The sequence below is a fragment of the Candidatus Thiodiazotropha sp. AKAK3 genome (genome assembly GCF_058244645.1).
Genome location: NZ_JBSYOQ010000051.1, coordinates 1 through 16,749, shown reverse-complemented (window position 1 = coordinate 16,749; position 16,749 = coordinate 1). Strand labels below are relative to the sequence as shown.

Below are 16,749 nucleotides of genomic sequence, written 5' to 3'. Positions count from 1 at the left end.
TATAGAGATGTTATCGATTAAGAGTTTGACCGCCAACGTAGAGGGTAAAGAGATCCTGCGAGGTATTGATCTTGAGATCAAGCCAGGTGAAGTACACGCCATCATGGGGCCGAACGGCTCTGGTAAGAGTACTTTGGCACATATCCTCTCGGGTAGGGATGGCTATACCGTAACGGGTGGAGAAGTCTCCTATATGGGGATTAATCTGCTGCAGCTTGAGCCTGAAGAGCGCGCTCAAAAAGGACTATTTTTAGCGATGCAGTATCCAGTGGAACTGCCTGGTGTGAACAACATGACCTTCTTGCGAGAGTCGATGAATTCAATACGTAAGGCCAGAGGCGAACCCGAGATCGATACTCTGAGTTTTATGAAGCAGGTTAAAGAGAAGGCAAGGTTGGTGAAGCTGGATGAAAAACTGCTGAAGCGTTCAGTGAATGCAGGGTTTTCAGGTGGCGAAAAGAAACGTAATGAAATCCTGCAAATGGCGATGCTGGAGCCCAATCTTGCGATTCTGGATGAGACCGATTCCGGGCTTGATATTGATGCACTACGCACAGTGGCCGATGGGGTCAATATGTTGCGCTCTGCGGATAGGGGAATGATTGTGGTGACCCACTACCAGCGACTGCTGGACTATATCGAACCTGATCGAGTGCATGTGCTTGCTGGTGGTCGGATCATCCGCTCTGGGGGTAAGGAGTTGGCCCTGGAGTTGGAGGCCAAAGGCTATGGCTGGCTTCTAGAGGAGGCTGCTGCGTGAACGCCCCATTAGAAGAGTACAAAAGCAAGGCGCGAAACAGCATCGAATGCCTGATGAAACCGGATGATGGTCTGTTTGATCGACGTCTGGCGGCATTGGCGCGATTTGAGGAGCTGGGTTACCCCAATCCACGTCTTGAAGCCTGGCGCTATACCTCTGTTGAGGGTCTGCTAAAGCAGGATTTTGCAACACCACCTGCTGACATCACGGTGAATCAGCTGGAAGTTGAAACGCACTTCCTTAAACAGCCGGTTGCTGGCCGCCTGGTCTTTGTCGATGGGCTCTACCAGGCCCAACTCTCCGAGTGTCAGCATACAGGGATCAAGATCAGCAGCTTGAAATCCGCTCTGGCTGAAGGCAATCGAAGGGTGCTCGAGGCAGTGGGATCACAGACCGGACTGGGGGAGGATGGCTTTGCCGCCCTCAATCTTGCCGGTTTTCAGGATGGTGCTCTGATTCAGGTGCTCGAGGGGGTCAAGCTGAGTGCTCCTATTGAACTTCTGCACTTGACCAGTCGTCAGGCAACTGGCTGTAAAATTCCTACACGCCACCTGATACTAATGGAAACGGGGGCTGATGCTGAGTTGATTGAACGATATCAGTCACTGCAAGAGGGCATCAGCAGTTTCAATCACCTTGTGTATGAGATCAGTTTGGCTGAATCAGCTCAACTCACTCATAAGCGACTGCAAATGGAGAGTGACCAGGCTTACCATCTAAGCGATATTCATATCGCATTACAGGCGAGGGCCAACTATCGAGGGGTCAATGCTGCGGTTGGTAGTCGATGGTCACGCACGGTTCTGCATAATCGTTTTATGCAAGCCGATGCCCATTGTGAGTTGGATGGGCTCTATCTGGTTAGTGATGGTCAATTGAGTGATTATCATCTTGATGTCGATCATCAGGTGCCACATTGCACAAGTAGAGAAAATTTCAAAGGCATTCTGCGTGGCTCTGGCAGAGCCGTTTTCGATGGACTGATTCAGGTGGGCGAACAGGCGCAAAAGAGTGAAGCCCATTTGCATAATGCCAATCTGATGCTGTCACGGCGTGCTGAAGTGGACACCAAGCCTCAGCTGATGATTCTGGCTGATGATGTAGTGTGTAGTCATGGCACGACAGTTGGCCAGTTGGATCAACAGGCGATGTTCTATATGCGTTCCCGTGGACTCAATGAGGAGCAGGCAAAGCGACTGCTGTGCCAGGGTTTTATTGCAGATGTGGTAGAGCGATTTGAACATCCGGAACTGATAGAAATATTAAATCAAAGAGTAAGCTTTCAGGAGACGTTGGCTGAATCTTGATGAGGATTCCAGGTTGAACTTTTTTAGCACCAATAAAAGCGAAGCAGAACCCCCATCTCGGGATGATCTGATCGATGCTCTAAGAACCGTTTATGACCCGGAGATTCCGGTAAATATCTATGATCTTGGATTGATATATCGGTTGGATGTAGATGATCAGGGCAGAGTTGAGGTGGAGATGACGCTCACTGCTCCTGCCTGTCCTGTAGCGGGTACTTTACCCAAAGAGGTAGGCCGGGTAGTCGATGCAGTGCCGGGTGTGCGTGATGCCACGATACGTCTGGTGTGGAATCCTCCCTGGAGCAAAGAGCGAATGAGTGAAGAGGCTTTGTTGCAGTTAGGTTTGATGTAGGTTATTGACCCTCCGCGCAAGTCACTGGATTAATGAGGTGTAAAGATGTCTATAGAATTAACAGATAATGCTGCCAGACATGTAGAAAAAATGTTGGCGAGTCATGGTTCTGGTATTGGCTTGCGACTGGGTACGAAAAAAAGTGGCTGCACAGGTTTTGCCTATATTGTCGATTATGCTGAGCATGTCGATGACGATGACAATGTTTTTGAAAGTCATGGTGTGAAGGTGGTGGTTGATAGCAGTAGTCTCTCTATGCTGGATGGCATGACCATTGACTATGTAAAGGAGAACGCACTCAATGAAGGGTTCGAATTTATTAACCCTAATGTTAAGGAGAGTTGTGGCTGTGGTGAATCGTTCAGTGTATGACGGTTTTCGCCTGCTGTGGATTGTCAGACTATGACTACGCTATCAAATGCCGAGAGCATTGAACATATCGTCGAAACCTTTGAGTTTCTTGAAGATTGGGAAGCACGTTATCAGTATCTGATCGAATTGGGTGAGCAGCTTCCGCGTATGCCGGATGAGATGAAAACGGAGCAGAATTGGGTCAAACCCTGCATGAGTAGAGTGCATGTGGAGGCTCAGAGGGATCAGCTTGATCCGCAACTTATTCAATTTACGGGTGATTGTGATACAGCAATAATCAAAGGTGTTTTGGCACTATTGATCGATCTGTTGTCGAATCTCACTTTGGGAAAGATTCAGGATATGGATGTGGATAGTCTGTTCAAACGGCTGCGCCTGGAAGAGCATCTCAGCCCCAACCGGCACGTAGGTATCTATGCCATTGTCGATAAGATGGTTGAGAGAGCTGCTGCCGTGACGAGCAGCAACGATACGGCAACCTGAAAGGGTTGCCGGGTTTAGGGCATAAGCAGTTAATAGAGGTGCCCTTAATAGTTTGGGTTACTCACTGGCGCAGAGAATGTTTGAGTTCTGTTCTCCTGCCCGGGCCAGTTGTTCAAGGCTGGAAAGTACATTCATACTGGCATCTTCCATTTGGGAGATAGCATCGATCCCTGCCTTGCGATCCCCGTTATTGGCGCATTTCAAAGCAAGCTTACCATTTTTGTGTACCTCATTATGCGGTGCTTCGATCTCACGATATCCAGGCAGTTGAGAGAAACAGGCCAGACCTTCCCCTTGGTAGTACCAATCGCCCAGACGGCAGTTCTTGTGATCCGGTAATGAGTCTGGATCAAGGTCTGCTAGACCCATGAAGGATTTATAGATACCAAACTTAAATATTAAATGATCCAGTTTGGCAAGCTCGACAAATGCCCGCAGCGAAGTAGAGGCGATTGTGCCCTCCATCATCTTCGAAAGTTCAAATTGCTGCTTTATTTTTTCTATGGATTGGGAGACCTGGGTCTGGAAGTTGTCGGTTACATCCATGACTGATGACATGGTCTCAACAGACTTCTTTGTCTCTTGGGTAATGGTATCCACCAGTGTGGCGATTTCGGATGTCGCTTCGCGGGTTCTGCCTGCAAGATTCCGCACTTCATCGGCAACAACTGCAAAACCGCGTCCCATTTCACCGGCCCTGGCAGCCTCTATGGCAGCATTCAGTGCCAATAGATTGGTCTGTTCAGAAATTCCCTGAATGATAGAGACGAAGTTACTGATGCTATCTGCAATAGTGCTCAACTTGACTACACTCTCAGAGCTCTCCTTTGAAATTGCAGTGACATTTTCGATCTCACTACTCATTATTTCCACCCCGGAGATAGCCTGAGAGGAGATTTCAGAACCCTTGATGGCATTCTGCTTCTCCTCCTTCATGGAGTTCGCGGTATGGCTCAAGGAGTGTTGAAGTTGCGTAAAGGACTCACCAAAACTGATGAAATTACTGAATAATTGCTGCTGTAACTGCTGGTCAGTTTTTGAGCTTTCTGATTCGTTCCTTAATACTTCATTCTCTTCCGTGAGGTTGGCTACCTGTTGTTCGAGAGCCTGAATCTGATCACTTTGCTGAGATATCTGCTGCATCTGCTGTGTGATTGTTTTTTTGCTGCTTAGGCCAAACATGGCAAACCTCGCTGAGAACTGCTGTCAATTGAGCTGTAGTAGAAGGGGTATCGGCTGGTATGATTTTTTTTGAAGTCGATCTGACCAAGGCTCGGTGAATAATTGGGGTATTCAGGGCTCTGAGAGTTACCGAACATACCGCACGGCCCACATGTGAAACCTTTGGCAGGTACGCCTGACAATAGATCACTCCAGTTGAAGTTCAATACGACCGCTGATTTCAACGCTCAGGGTTTGACTGCCGGCCTCGATGGCTGGTGCTGATGGGCTGCTTTCGAGTGCCATCATTGTGCCGCGCATGCGGTAGGGTTGGGGTGACTGGTCGATTGTCTGGAGGCTCATCTCCAGCAGACGATAGTGGCTGCGTTGCATTTGCTGAGTGATCTGTTCAGCCCGTTTGCGAAATGCCATGATTGCCTGATTGGTGAGTCTCTCTTCTACCGCTTCCCGGCGCTCTGTAGAGATCTTGTAGCTGAGGGATTCCAGAGCGAGACTCCCTTGTAAGCTTCCCAAAAGGCTACTCATAGCCTCACTCTCCTGGCTCTCCAGCCGAATCGATTGGCGTACCCGCCAGCCAATGAGTTGCTGTTTTTGGTAGCGGGGTGAGGTTTGGTAGCTATGGGTGCTGACTTTAATACTCTTCTGCTGTTTCGCTTTTTGTAAAGCTTGAGTGATCAGTTGATTGACTTGATCGGTCAACTGGCCAAGGTCAGAGCCCTCCTTTTGGGCATACATCACAGCAATCTGTATATCATTCTCCACTTCCATCTTCGCAGAGGTGCTGAGCCTGACCTGGTCGTAGTGAACCGTACTCTCTTCCGCGAATAGAGATTGAGTGGCGCTCAGTAGGCCAATGAAAATAAGGCCAGTTGTCTCTCTTAACCATCTATGCCGCATAATGCCTCCGAATGAACTTATTTATATAACGAATCACTGCTATTTCCCATTCACTCTCAATCACCCAAAAGCAAGCATTCAAGCCCCTCTCTCTTGACGGGAGAGGGTGAGCATCAAGGGTTTGATGCAATTACAGTGTAAACCGTACTACCCTATCAATCCTTGAATTGTAGATTGTTGATGCAGTTATTGAATGCTCCCCCTCTCCCCCGACCCCTCTCCCGCAAGGGGAGAGGGGAGTAAACTATGTCCCAGCCACACATAAACTATGTCCCAGCCACACATAAACGATGTCCGATTTGTACATTACTCTCCACTCTTATCACACGACGGCTGAGTGTCGTAATACTTATGATCTGATTAGTAAGCAGTGATAGTAAATCTATTTATTGATTGAAAAATAGTTTAAAAATTAACCGGACGCCATTGTCGTCAGTTTCAGTTGGCGTGAGCCAAGCCAAATCGCCAGCCTCTGTAGTGGATGACGATTTCCGCCGGGGCGCCAGGTCTGTCGCAAACGATTTTGATAGGCATCAAATTGTAGGCCTATGGGGGCTGCTGGAACCCTGCCCCGGTTCAACAGCAGTTTAAGCACTTGACTGGCTGCGATGCCGGCACACAGTTCACACCCCATGGCTGTAGATGGGCCGCGTTTGGCAATCAAGTCGATCCGTTGCGGTTCAACCAAATAGGCTTGATGGAGTCTTGCCGGAGCCAGCCCAACTAAAAATCTTAGATATTGTTGATACTCTTCCGCCTTTTCGAGTTGGAAATAGGATTCGAAACTCATCTTGCCGGGAAGGAAACAGAGCAGTGCTGAACCCATGCCTAAAGGGGCGGCTGTGACGGCTGGTATGCCTAATTCATGAGCGGCTGCAAATACAGCACGTCTGGCATCCATGGCAAAAAAATCGAGGCCATCCAGATAGAGATCGCAACCTTCAAGAAAATCTATTGCCTGACTCGGTATCACTCCATTTGGAAATGATCTGATTCTAAGCTCGGGATTGATGGATAGTGCTGCCTGGCTCATGCAGTCGAGTTTTGGCTGGCCAACAGTGTTGAGATTGGCGCCGGCCTGACGATTAAAATTTTCAACCGCAAAAGTGTCGAAATCTGCCAGATTAAACTCACCAATCCCAAGGCGGGTCAGGGTCAACAGGTGGCTGCCACCAACGCCACCCAGCCCCGCGATCGCTACTCGGGCTTGACGCAAGCGTTGCTGCTCCCCTTTTGTTACCCAGCCAATATTTCTTGAAAAGGCAGTCTGATAGTCAAAGCCTGTCATTGGAGTGTACCCGCATTGAAAGCTGCGGTGCCTGCCAGGGCTGTTGTTCCAGAGTCTCTTTGATCAACTCATAAAGTTCCAATATTTGATCAGGCATATGACTGGTTAACTGATTTCGCGGTAGCTCGAAAAGCGCTCTCTCTCCCTGTAGTTCAAAGTGATCACTTATCTTCTGGAAATGGAGTCCGTAGCGTTTCAAGAGGCGCTGTAATCTTGGTTCCATGACGACCAGTACCAATTCAAGCTCGCAAAGCTCAGCCAATGCAATAGAAGAAAGGTAGAGACCAATGGCGATATTGGGGAAGTTGCGTCTCTCTTCCTCTGTAAATATGGTATTGCTGTTGTGTTGATCGAGAATGAATGGTCTGCCCGATTCATTTGAGCGGCGACGAAAGTGGTCTGGAACTGCCAGGCGGGATATCTCTCCAACAGATGCCGATGGCGATTGGTTCAAATTACTATCAGCAATCTCGGGAATGGAATGTAGTCGATAAGGCAAATAAGCATCGCGACGATCTGGTTGCGGTACTACTAATCGAACGCACCCGGCAACATCACCTGTGCGCTTATGTTCAAGCAGACAGTGATGCGCATAGTTGTCGCAATGATCTGTCTCCAGACGGCTGTTGTTGATTGCTTCCCATCCCAGTTCTTCAGCGTATACCTTGTATCTGATGCTGTAGCAGAAACGCTTCTGGTGTCGGGAGGCTGCGTATCGAGGTAGGAAGTATTTAGAAAAATTGTTAGCCAGACTCTCCATGTGTCACTCCATTAAGTATCGCGTCCAGATCTGATTTTTATTGGTTTTTTTACCTGAAATCCGGAGGCTTTTATTTAATTTTTTCCTTGATTCTCCAAAAACAAACACTGGATCAGGAACTTGACTGGGTGTGTGGCAGCAGGGTTTACTGAAAAGAGGGCGGAACATCGCACCATAACGGTGTCGATCAATGCAGACCCTGCGTAGTTCAGCCACCACAAGATGATTCATGGTTCGATCGGAGATCGATTAAACATAGCGATAAGAGAAGCTGTTTTAAATGATCTGGCACAATCAACAGAGACTATTCCTACCCTTTCGGTTGTCATTCCCATGGGGTTATCCTTCTGCTGTGAATCGCAAAGTCGAACTCTATTCGGTAAAAAGCTGGTTATATCTAATTTAGATATAGTTCAATTTGCGAGTGTCGTCGTGTTTGAATGTGTGTAAATGTGTAAAATATTTCAATTTTTGGTCACAGTGGGTTTGTGTGACGGTTGCTACCGATAACTCATTTTCTGGGCAGGAAAGCCCAAATGGATGGGTTTGTCATTAACGGTCTCTTTTGATCTGTGTCATGGATTAGGTGCAAAGTGATTAAGAAAACCGCTCAATGAGCGCTATATTGTCGACCACGATGTTGTGGGATTAATGGAATGAATAGTTTAGAGAAGATGTATATTACAATTAGCGAATCATTGGGAATTTACACAGCTGACCAACTCTACGAGTTGTTCACTACCAAGGATCATGGGCTACCTATCTCCCGGCATCGAGCAGCAATCATACAGAGCCGGGTTTTCTTTTTTTGCGTCGTTTTTGCCATTCTGGTGCCCGCTTGGTCGATAATCGACCTGCTGTTTCTACCCAGTGCACTGTGGGGTGGGTTATTGTCTATCAGGCTGGTCTCTGGTCTGGTGTTTGGTATTCTCGCCTGGATTTCGCGCAGAGAGCCGACAATGACGCTTGCCCGTCTGCTATTGGCTGGAATGTTGGCGGTAACGCCGATATTTTATCTGGCCTCAGGCTATTGGATCTCAGACTACCCACTGAGCAGTCAGGAACAGATTATCGCTGGGCTCTACGGATTGTTACCCTTCGTGATGGTGGCCGGGTTAACCCTTTTTCCACTGACACTGCTGGAGTTTGTGATCTATGCGGTGCCGATGTTTCTGATTACCCTGATTTCAGCTTATCCCGACTCCACTGCTGAGATTCCTCATGCTGTTTCCACCATGTGGTTGCTTATTCTGATTCTTGGTGTGGCACTCTTCTCTTCTCTGACCCAATTGCGCTACATGCTCTCCCAGGTGAGTCGTGCAAGCTATGACGTACTCACTGGCATGCTAACCCGGCGTGCAGGTATCGAGGTGTTGGATCTGCAGTTCCGCCTGGCATCTATGGGTGGGGCATCGATGTCGATCCTCTATTTCGATCTTGATAATTTTAAAACAGTTAATGACACCTATGGTCATGATAAAGGTGATGAGGTGCTTAAAGCCGCTTCCGAGCAGATCTGTAACAGTGTGCGGAAAGGGGATAGTGTGATTCGTTGGGGTGGTGAAGAGTTTGTGGTGGTACTGCCTACAGCAGATCCACGTGAGGCTAATGATGTGGTGAGCAGAATTATGCACGCAGGTGTCGGGGAACGGCCTGAGGGTGGCCCGGTAACCGCCAGTATTGGTGTTGCTGAAGTCCAGGAGGACAATTTGAATGACTGGAAGTCGCAGATAGAGTTGGCTGATCACCGCATGTACACCGCCAAGACCACTGGTAGGGCAAGATGTATTGGTGTCGATGGCGAAGCCATACACTGGGTTGGGTTGGATCAGAAAGAGACAGCAGAGCCTGTTTGATCAAGATTCGTTTTACTCCGAAGCGCTCTATTCTCTGGCTTCGAGTAACACCCCTTCAGCTATTTTATCACTCGGGTGAACGATGATGCGTTCACCCGAAGTTAGCCCATCAATGATCTCCGCCTCGAAACCAGTACGACGGCCGATGGTGACCTGTCGTTGTTTCGCAACACCGTTCTGTTCGACAAATACGGCCCATACATTACCATCACGAAAGAGTGCGGTGAGGGGAAGTTTCAAAATATTCTCTCCCTGGGATAGCACGATTCGCACGTCCACCTGATAACCGTGGGCTATACGCATCCAATCTGCTTTGGGTGAAGTGAAGTCGATGATTACATTAACCCGCTGTTCCTCTATACCCAGAGCAGAGATCTTGGTGAAACCAAAGGGTTCAATACGTCTTACCTTGCCGGTGAGAGTCTGATCTCCGCCCCAGTTTTCAATGAAAACCTGTTGGCCCGGTTCCACTTTTACCGCGTCTGTTGAGAGAAGGTCTGCCACAATCTCCAGCTTACCAGGGTCGCCAATCTCCAATAGATGCTCCCCGGCACTGACCACGCCTTCGCTTTTATGATGAATTTTCAGGATACGGCCATTGACTGGCGAGCGGATCGGTACACATTGGCAGTCTTGGCTGTTGCCGCGGGGTTCAGCGGGTGAGATCAGTTCAGCATTGGCTCGATCGAGTTCCGCCTGGCGTGCCTGACGATTGGCAATGGCAGTCTCCATGGCTGCCTGACGAGTCAGGTAGGTGCGCTCTGCAGATTCCAGTTCTCTGGCGGAGATTACCGCATCATTTCTTAAACTTTTGGCTCTCTTAAGTTCACTGAGTGCAAAATCAAGTTCAACCCTGGCCTCTTTCACAGCAGCATCCGCCAGGATTCGGTTTGCTTCAGCGGTACGAATGTCAGCCCTGGCCTGGGCTTCACTGCGGGGATCGAGAAGGGTCGAATCGATAGGTTCGATTTCTGCAATCAGGGTCTCATTGGCCACCACCTCATCCCCAACCTCGGCCTCGATGCGCATCGCCCGTCCGCTGATCGGGGCGGAGAGGGTGAAGACATCACGGACTCGGGTTTCTCCCTCCTCATCGATGGTGACAACCAGTTCGCCAGGTTCAAGGGTCAGCAGGTCAACCGAAATAGGTTTAGCAGTGAAGGCCCAGATCAGTGAAGCTACCAGGATCAGGCTCAACACGCCCCAAATAGTGATACGTTTCCAGTGTGCACTCATAATCATTCACGCGTTTTTAGTACAGCAATCAGATCGAGATGGTCGAGACGTCTCCGCACAACGGCGGCAGAGAGGGCGGTAGCCCCGAGTGTAACCATTACTGCGGTGGCGTCTGTGGCGGCTTTAATTACCAGAGGAATACGATACAGCTCCGTATTCATGGCGTTTGTCATCAGCCAGCCCAGGCCATGGCCAATGAAACAACCCAGGGGTAGGCCGACCAGGATCAATAGTGCCGCCTCTCCCAGCAGGATGTAGGAAATTTCCCCTGATTGAAATCCCAATACCCTGAGGGTAGCCAATTCACGTCCCCGTTCTGAAAGGGCGATGCGGGTACTGTTGTAGACTACGCCAAATCCTAAAGCACAGGCAAAGGCGGCGAAGAAGGTGATATAGATCATCAGGGTTTCTGCCATGGTGCGGTTGAACTCCTGCACAGCTGCATCCTTCAGATTGACCGATGAGACTTTGGGTAGTGATTTCAGGATACGATAGAGCTGTGGCAGTTGTCTGTCATCCACCAGTAGGTTGACCGCCTCCAGACTTGCACCCTCTCCCATCAACCGATTAAAAGCGTGGATATGCATATAGGCAGGCATGCCCATATAGGTCTCGAACAGTTTTACCACCGGGATCAAGGCCTTTGGCTGCTTACCCTCCAACACCTCTACCCAGACCGAATCGCCGATTTTCACATTGAGCTTTTCAGCCAGCTTTGTGGAGAGCAGCAGGCCCTCAGGAGGGATAGATACAACCTGGCCGCTGGCATCGAACACCCGCTGTAGTTGTGGGTTTGGTTGAATCCCTTCGATGGCCCCTCGATGGCTGAGATGTGCAGATTTCAGGTCGGCACTTTTTAGTCGTAATGGTTCTGCTGCAAGTACACCGGGCAGACGTCTGAATTCGTGTAGGGTGCTGTCTGATTGGCTCTCGACCAGGCCGACAGTCATGTCCTGACGCTGAGTATCGTAAAAATTGACCTGCACAATCTCTTCAATGGAGTCGATCCACTGTAGTGCCATGACCATTACCGATACCGACAGGGCGATGCCAATAGTGGTGAGCAGAGCGCGCAGTGGTGTGCGGAATATCTGCCGCAGTATGATTCGACTCGGCTGGTCGAGCCATAGTGCCAGGCGGCTGCTGGAGAGTCGGCTCTTGCGGTACATCGGCGGCGAGGGTGGGTTCATCGCCTCTGCTGGTGGCAGGGTTGCTGCGTATCGAACCGATCCCAGAGAGCCCACAAGTGCTGCAACCAGACTGACCACCGCACCAATCGCAAACACACCGGGATCCGGGCGGAAGATAAGTAGAGGAAAGCGAAAGAACTCGGCATACATTTCGGTATTTACTCGCCCAAGCCAGGCACCCAACAGCCATCCCAGAATGATCCCTACTGAGGTCATCGCTATGACCATTTTTGCGTAGTGCCAGGCGACCTGCCAGTTGCTGTAACCGAACGCCTTCATGAGGCCGATTTCACTACGGTCCGTAGCGATCAGACGACTCAAAACCATGTTGCTGAGAAAAGCGGCCACCGCTAAGAAGATGGTGGGCAGAATGGTCGACATGGTTTTTAACTGCTCGATTTCATTCATCAGAAACCAGTTAGAGATCTGATTCTTTCTGGCTATCGCTCCACGACTGCCATAGCGCTCAAGAATCCGATCAAGTGCTACGATGATCTGTTGCGGATTGGTGCCGTGTAGCAAACCAATACTGATCTCATTGAAAGCGCCATCCAGATCATAGGCGGCAGCCAGAGCCTCCCGCCCCATCCACATGATCCCGAAGCGCTTGTTGTCCGGCATCAGTGCCCCTGGACCAATGGTGTAGATGAACTCCGGTGAGAGGGCCAGTCCAACAACGGTGAGGGTGCGTTGATGTCCGTTCATCAAGGCTTTGAATTGATCTCCAACCTGTAGATTATGGGCTTCAGCAAAAGGTTCGTTGAGCACCACTTCGTCTGGATGGCCAAGGGTGACCAATCGCCCGGATCTTAAAACCAGCTGATTCAAGAGTGGGTCGCCCTGTTCCGGGATAGAGACCAATTGTCCGACAACAGGCTCTTCGAAACCTTCAATCGAGAGGGTGGCCATCTGTAGAATTCGCTCCTCAACCGAACGCACTCCCGGCAAGGTGCTTATGCGCTCAACCAATCGACTGGGGGCTCGCTTGACCGTGGCAAACACATCGGCGAAGCGTTGTCTCTCATAGTAGGCGGCGGCAGTATCCTGTAGTGCCTGGAGTGCCGATAGCGACATCACCAGAACAGCAACACCAGAGGCAATAACCACAGCAATCGCTAAAACCTGTCCTCTCAATTTCCACAGGTTGCGTAGCAATTTCAGGTTCAGGGCGCGCATCGGTTTACCAACTTAACTCATTAGCTTGCTGTCGGCTGCTGTTCTGCTCACTGTTTACAACCCGGCCGTCACCAAAGTGAAGTACCCGGTCTGCCATGCCGCCAATAACACTATTGTGGGTAATGACAGCAGTGGTGGTACCCATCTCCCGGTTGACCCGCTCAATCGCCTCCAGCACCAGAATACCGGTATGGCTGTCTAAAGCGCCGGTTGGCTCATCACAGAGTAGAACATCGGGTCGTTTTGCGATGGCCCTGGCAATGGCAACTCGCTGTTGTTCCCCCCCTGAGAGTTGCGCGGGAAAATGATTCAGACGTTCACCCAGGCCAACCAAAGCGAGGGCTTCGGCTGGATCCATCGGCTGAGTGGCAATCTCTGTCACCAGGGAGACATTCTCCTGAGCAGTGAGACTGGGAATGAGATTGTAGAACTGAAATACGAAACCGACATGATCCCGCCGGTATCTGGTCAGCGTGGATTCATCACCGGTGGTGATCTGCATATCGCGAAAATAGACCTCACCACTGCTCGGCGTATCCAAACCGCCGAGGATGTTGAGTAGTGTGGATTTACCGCTGCCGGAGGGGCCAAGCAGTACTACCAGCTCACCTTCCCTGAGTTGTAGATCCACCCCTCTCAAGGCATGCACATCGACACTGCCGGTGTGGTAAACCTTGGTCAGCCCCTGACCTTGCAGGGTGATCTCTGAGGGTTTGCTGGATCCTGAATAGTTCACGACTTACTCCATGTGATAGAAGTATAGATCAGCTTTAGTCTCCTCTACTCCTCCTTTTCAATGACCTGTTGTTCCTGCTTTGGTTTTCGCCAGGATGCGAATAACAGGGTAAGCAGCCCGAGGATCAGTTCATCGGCAAAAGGAATAAAATCCGGAATCAACAGGTCGAGAAAGAAAAGGCTGGCAGTAAGCAGGAAAAGCTGTCGAAAGCGAAGTTTGTCTGCGAATTTCAAAAATGCGGCAATTAACGGTATTGAGTGCATGGCTGTTGGCCCGCTTGTTGGTTATATCTGTCTCTATCTGTTGATATTAGCGAAGTTTAGGCTCGATAGAAAAAATGGGGTTGGCTTTGAATGAAAAATAGCGTCAAGCGGTAAATTCTTCTGAGGATCCCAAACATTAGTGGGGTTCGTTGCTGATGAAGATGAAGAAAGCAATCTTTCTTGCGGTGGGGTGTAGGGGTATTGCTACCCACCAAAAGTAGGGTATCTGCCCATAATAATAAAACAGTCATATTGGTAGGGTTTCTATTAACTGTTTCACAATCAGAAATATTCATGCCTTGGGTGTTATTGGTTCTTTGAATCTGCAGTGAGCGTCAAGGCAGCAACAATCAGTGAAACGTGTGAGGATGGATTGGGGTGTTCTGTGTCGTGCAGAAAAAAATAAGAAGGGGTTTGCGTGAACGACATGCCATACAGCTGTTTCATGGTATGTCGATTACGGGCGATTGCAGCTGGTTACAAGTACGACTCTAAATATTTCAGGTAAGCAGGTTTTTTCTGGCCAATCTGGCCAGCTTGTTTGCCTGTGCTTTATAAAAAACACTTCGCCCATTCTGGATTAACTGCTCCAGCCTCCAATTAAGAAGAGCTATTTGAGAGCAGTAACTGCCGGGCTGGATATGGGGTGTCAGTGAGGCGTTGTTCCGTAGTATGGCTTGAACATCGGATCTCAGTGCATACAGCCTGGCCCATATTTTCAAAATGGGAGAAATTAATGAGTCTGAACCTCGCAAACCTACATCGCACAGCTTTGTGCCTGTTACTACTCTTGGGTGGCTTGGTGGTAAACGAGCAAGCAGCCGCAGTACCGGCGTTTGCCCGTCAAACCAGCATGCCTTGTACCGCTTGTCATTTCCAACACTTTCCTGCACTGAACTCATTTGGGCGTTCGTTTCGAGCTGGGGGGTACACACTTACCGGTGGCCAGGGTCTGATTGAGGGAGATGATATCTCTTTGCCACTGATGCTGAATGCCTCGGTAGTAACCAAGCTTCGCTATCAGAAAACCAACGGCAATACAGATGAAGGCAGCGACTATGGCCGGATTGAGTGGCCTGATGAGGCCGCCTTGCTGGTAGGTGGCAAGTTGGCCAAGGACGCTGGATTTCTTATGGAGCTCGGCTTGTTGGATGGCAGCTCGTTTCTCTCCACTAAGGTGCACTTTAATGTGGCCAAATTTGGCGCAACACAGTTGAGTGTAATACCCTTTTCAACTGACGGATTGGGTGCGGGTTATGGTTTCGAACTACTGAATACCGGAGCACAGCGTTCTCAACGTCCAATAGAAGAGCGTAAGGGTTTCAGTGCTGCACAAGCCTTGGGCTTGGGGAGTGGTGAAGCGACGGGTATAGCGCTGGTGGCTTCAGGTCATAACTATTTTGTAAATTATACCCCCTGGGTGCCTGGTTGGGAGGAGAACAACACAACCGTGAAACCTTCAGGGTTGGCCCACTATTTTCGCGCGGCCTATACCCCTTTTATCGGCAGTTGGGATACCGGTTTTGGCGTTCAGGTCTGGAGCGGAGATGCTGAAGCGAAAAATCATGGAGATGATAGTGTTATTCCAACGGATGGCTGGGTGGTTGATGCCCAGATGCAGGGTAATCTCGGAAATATGCCGCTGGGGCTCTACGGTAGCTTTGGCCAATGTTCAGGTACCGATGCAGCGAATACCGGTTTGACACATTTTGCAGATGGTGGGGTGTGTAATGGTGCTGAAGATGCAGATTCTTTTGCGATACTAGGGCAATTGGGCGTGCTGCCTAATAAAGCGAATATATTTCTTGCCTATCGAACCTTGGATGATGGTTCTGACGATGACAACAAGTTCAATGCAACAACCATTGGCGGCAACTATATGTTCTCACAGAATATCCGTTTCGAGCTCTATTATGTGAAAGAGAGTGGAAGCGGTATCGATTCCCGTGCCGATGAGCGTGACAGTAAATGGCTGTTTCAGCTGTTTGCCGGCTATTAATGCCCTGTTGATTATTAATCGGTTATCGAATCAATACCCAGATAACTTCGCCATGAGGGCGGAGTGTCAGAAACCTATGAGGATAGACTCATGAGTAGAATTGTTACTAGAGTTGTCGAGTTCGCAGTGATGTTCAGTGCGTTGTGTCTGATTTCAACATCAGTTTTAGCAGCAAGTGCCTATGAAGGGTACACCCTGTTTAATCAAACCTGTTTTTTATGTCATGGTGTCAGCGGTAAAGGAGATGGTCCCCTGGCAAAAAAACTGGACTCTGAGCCAGAAGACCTTACCACTAACGGCAAAACCGATGATGCACGCTTGTTTGGTCTGATCAAAGGTACCATCAAGCACGGTACAGAGAAAAGCGAGATGCCAAAATGGGGGTTGGCAATGCCTGAGAATCAAATACATTCTCTGATTGCCTATATCCGTTTTCTGCAAAAATCAAAGCATGCTTTGACTGGTGATCCCGAAGTGGGTCAGCAGGTTTATATGGCAAAGTGTGCAGCCTGTCATGGCAGAACTGGAGAGGGCGATGGCCCGTTGACAGAATTGTTGTCTATGAAAGCGAAGAATCACACCAACAGTGTTGAGATGGATAAGCAACCAAATAGCTATTTGACTGAAGTGATCACCTATGGGACGCCAGGCAAAACTTTGATGCCCGGTTGGAAGGGTATTCTCTCTGAAGAGGAGATCGAAGGGGTTGTCAGCTACATAAGATTACTTTCGAAAAAATAGCTGATTACTTTTTGAATCCGTTTATCGCTAAGGCCTGAAGTATAAAGATAAGCTACTCAGCATGATTAACATTGTATAGGTGGGGCATGGCCCCACCCTACGCCTATAAGGACAGGTAGGGTGGGGCCATGACCCACCAAAAAATGCTGAT

At 49.3% G+C, this 16,749-nt stretch carries 16 protein-coding genes and 1 pseudogene; 8 read left to right on the top strand and 9 right to left on the bottom strand.

Features of this window, described 5'->3' with window-relative positions:
• Window positions 1-7 precede the first annotated feature (7 nt).
• From sufC to AC4IE7_RS11835, 5 genes are read left to right on the top strand one after another with little or no spacing between them, the layout of a single operon-like run.
• Entirely contained in the window at window positions 8-760 is a 753-nt protein-coding gene (gene sufC / locus AC4IE7_RS11855) for a Fe-S cluster assembly ATPase SufC (protein ID WP_490777057.1), read from the top strand.
• Window positions 757-2,067, top strand: a complete 1,311-nt coding sequence (gene sufD, locus AC4IE7_RS11850; RefSeq protein WP_490777056.1) for a Fe-S cluster assembly protein SufD — start codon at window positions 757-759, stop codon at window positions 2,065-2,067. Before sufC ends, sufD begins: the two co-directional genes overlap by 4 nt.
• A 13-nt stretch (window positions 2,068-2,080) precedes the next feature.
• Window positions 2,081-2,419, top strand: a complete 339-nt coding sequence (locus AC4IE7_RS11845) for an SUF system Fe-S cluster assembly protein (RefSeq protein WP_490777055.1) — start codon at window positions 2,081-2,083, stop codon at window positions 2,417-2,419.
• 45 nt (window positions 2,420-2,464) lie between these two features.
• On the top strand, window positions 2,465-2,791 hold the full coding sequence (locus tag AC4IE7_RS11840) for a HesB/IscA family protein (RefSeq protein WP_490777054.1): 327 nt from the start codon (window positions 2,465-2,467) through the stop codon (window positions 2,789-2,791).
• A gap of 30 nt (window positions 2,792-2,821) precedes the next feature.
• On the top strand, window positions 2,822-3,274 hold the full coding sequence (locus tag AC4IE7_RS11835; protein ID WP_490777053.1) for a SufE family protein: 453 nt from the start codon (window positions 2,822-2,824) through the stop codon (window positions 3,272-3,274).
• 57 nt (window positions 3,275-3,331) lie between these two features.
• Here AC4IE7_RS11835 and AC4IE7_RS11830 read toward each other — a convergent pair whose 3' ends face one another.
• The 5 genes and pseudogenes from AC4IE7_RS11830 to AC4IE7_RS11810 form a co-directional block, all read right to left on the bottom strand.
• The gene (locus AC4IE7_RS11830) at window positions 3,332-3,739 is read right to left on the bottom strand and encodes a CZB domain-containing protein (RefSeq protein WP_490777067.1); all 408 of its coding nucleotides are present in this window, start codon (window positions 3,737-3,739) and stop codon (window positions 3,332-3,334) included.
• 78 nt (window positions 3,740-3,817) lie between these two features.
• Window positions 3,818-4,138: pseudogene (locus AC4IE7_RS11825) on the bottom strand (methyl-accepting chemotaxis protein); the annotation flags it as partial.
• A 504-nt stretch (window positions 4,139-4,642) separates the two neighbouring features.
• Window positions 4,643-5,353 (bottom strand): SIMPL domain-containing protein, encoded by a 711-nt coding sequence (locus tag AC4IE7_RS11820; protein ID WP_490777052.1) that lies wholly within the window; start codon window positions 5,351-5,353, stop codon window positions 4,643-4,645.
• A gap of 412 nt (window positions 5,354-5,765) precedes the next feature.
• Window positions 5,766-6,641 carry a ThiF family adenylyltransferase gene (locus tag AC4IE7_RS11815; protein WP_490777051.1) on the bottom strand — a complete coding sequence of 292 codons (876 nt, stop codon included), beginning with the start codon at window positions 6,639-6,641 and terminating at the stop codon, window positions 5,766-5,768.
• The gene (locus AC4IE7_RS11810) at window positions 6,628-7,401 is read right to left on the bottom strand and encodes a PEP-CTERM/exosortase system-associated acyltransferase (protein WP_490777050.1); all 774 of its coding nucleotides are present in this window, start codon (window positions 7,399-7,401) and stop codon (window positions 6,628-6,630) included. Before AC4IE7_RS11810 ends, AC4IE7_RS11815 begins: the two co-directional genes overlap by 14 nt.
• A 656-nt stretch (window positions 7,402-8,057) precedes the next feature.
• On the opposite strand from AC4IE7_RS11810, the gene AC4IE7_RS11805 reads away from it, so the two are divergent.
• Complete coding sequence (locus tag AC4IE7_RS11805; RefSeq protein ID WP_490777049.1) at window positions 8,058-9,257, top strand: GGDEF domain-containing protein; 1,200 nt, start codon at window positions 8,058-8,060, stop codon at window positions 9,255-9,257.
• A gap of 27 nt (window positions 9,258-9,284) precedes the next feature.
• Here AC4IE7_RS11805 and AC4IE7_RS11800 read toward each other — a convergent pair whose 3' ends face one another.
• From AC4IE7_RS11800 to AC4IE7_RS11785, 4 genes are read right to left on the bottom strand one after another with little or no spacing between them, the layout of a single operon-like run.
• Window positions 9,285-10,493, bottom strand: a complete 1,209-nt coding sequence (locus tag AC4IE7_RS11800; RefSeq protein WP_490777048.1) for an efflux RND transporter periplasmic adaptor subunit — start codon at window positions 10,491-10,493, stop codon at window positions 9,285-9,287.
• A gap of 2 nt (window positions 10,494-10,495) precedes the next feature.
• Entirely contained in the window at window positions 10,496-12,859 is a 2,364-nt protein-coding gene (locus AC4IE7_RS11795) for an ABC transporter permease (RefSeq protein ID WP_490777047.1), read from the bottom strand.
• Between the two features lie 4 nt (window positions 12,860-12,863).
• Window positions 12,864-13,595 carry an ABC transporter ATP-binding protein gene (locus AC4IE7_RS11790; RefSeq protein WP_490777046.1) on the bottom strand — a complete coding sequence of 244 codons (732 nt, stop codon included), beginning with the start codon at window positions 13,593-13,595 and terminating at the stop codon, window positions 12,864-12,866.
• A gap of 44 nt (window positions 13,596-13,639) precedes the next feature.
• Entirely contained in the window at window positions 13,640-13,858 is a 219-nt protein-coding gene (locus AC4IE7_RS11785; protein WP_490777045.1) for a DUF6116 family protein, read from the bottom strand.
• A 736-nt stretch (window positions 13,859-14,594) separates the two neighbouring features.
• On the opposite strand from AC4IE7_RS11785, the gene AC4IE7_RS11780 reads away from it, so the two are divergent.
• Together AC4IE7_RS11780 and AC4IE7_RS11775 are read left to right on the top strand one after the other, a co-directional pair.
• Complete coding sequence (locus AC4IE7_RS11780; protein ID WP_490777044.1) at window positions 14,595-15,857, top strand: hypothetical protein; 1,263 nt, start codon at window positions 14,595-14,597, stop codon at window positions 15,855-15,857.
• Between the two features lie 90 nt (window positions 15,858-15,947).
• Window positions 15,948-16,598 (top strand): c-type cytochrome, encoded by a 651-nt coding sequence (locus AC4IE7_RS11775; protein WP_490777043.1) that lies wholly within the window; start codon window positions 15,948-15,950, stop codon window positions 16,596-16,598.
• Window positions 16,599-16,749 lie beyond the last annotated feature (151 nt).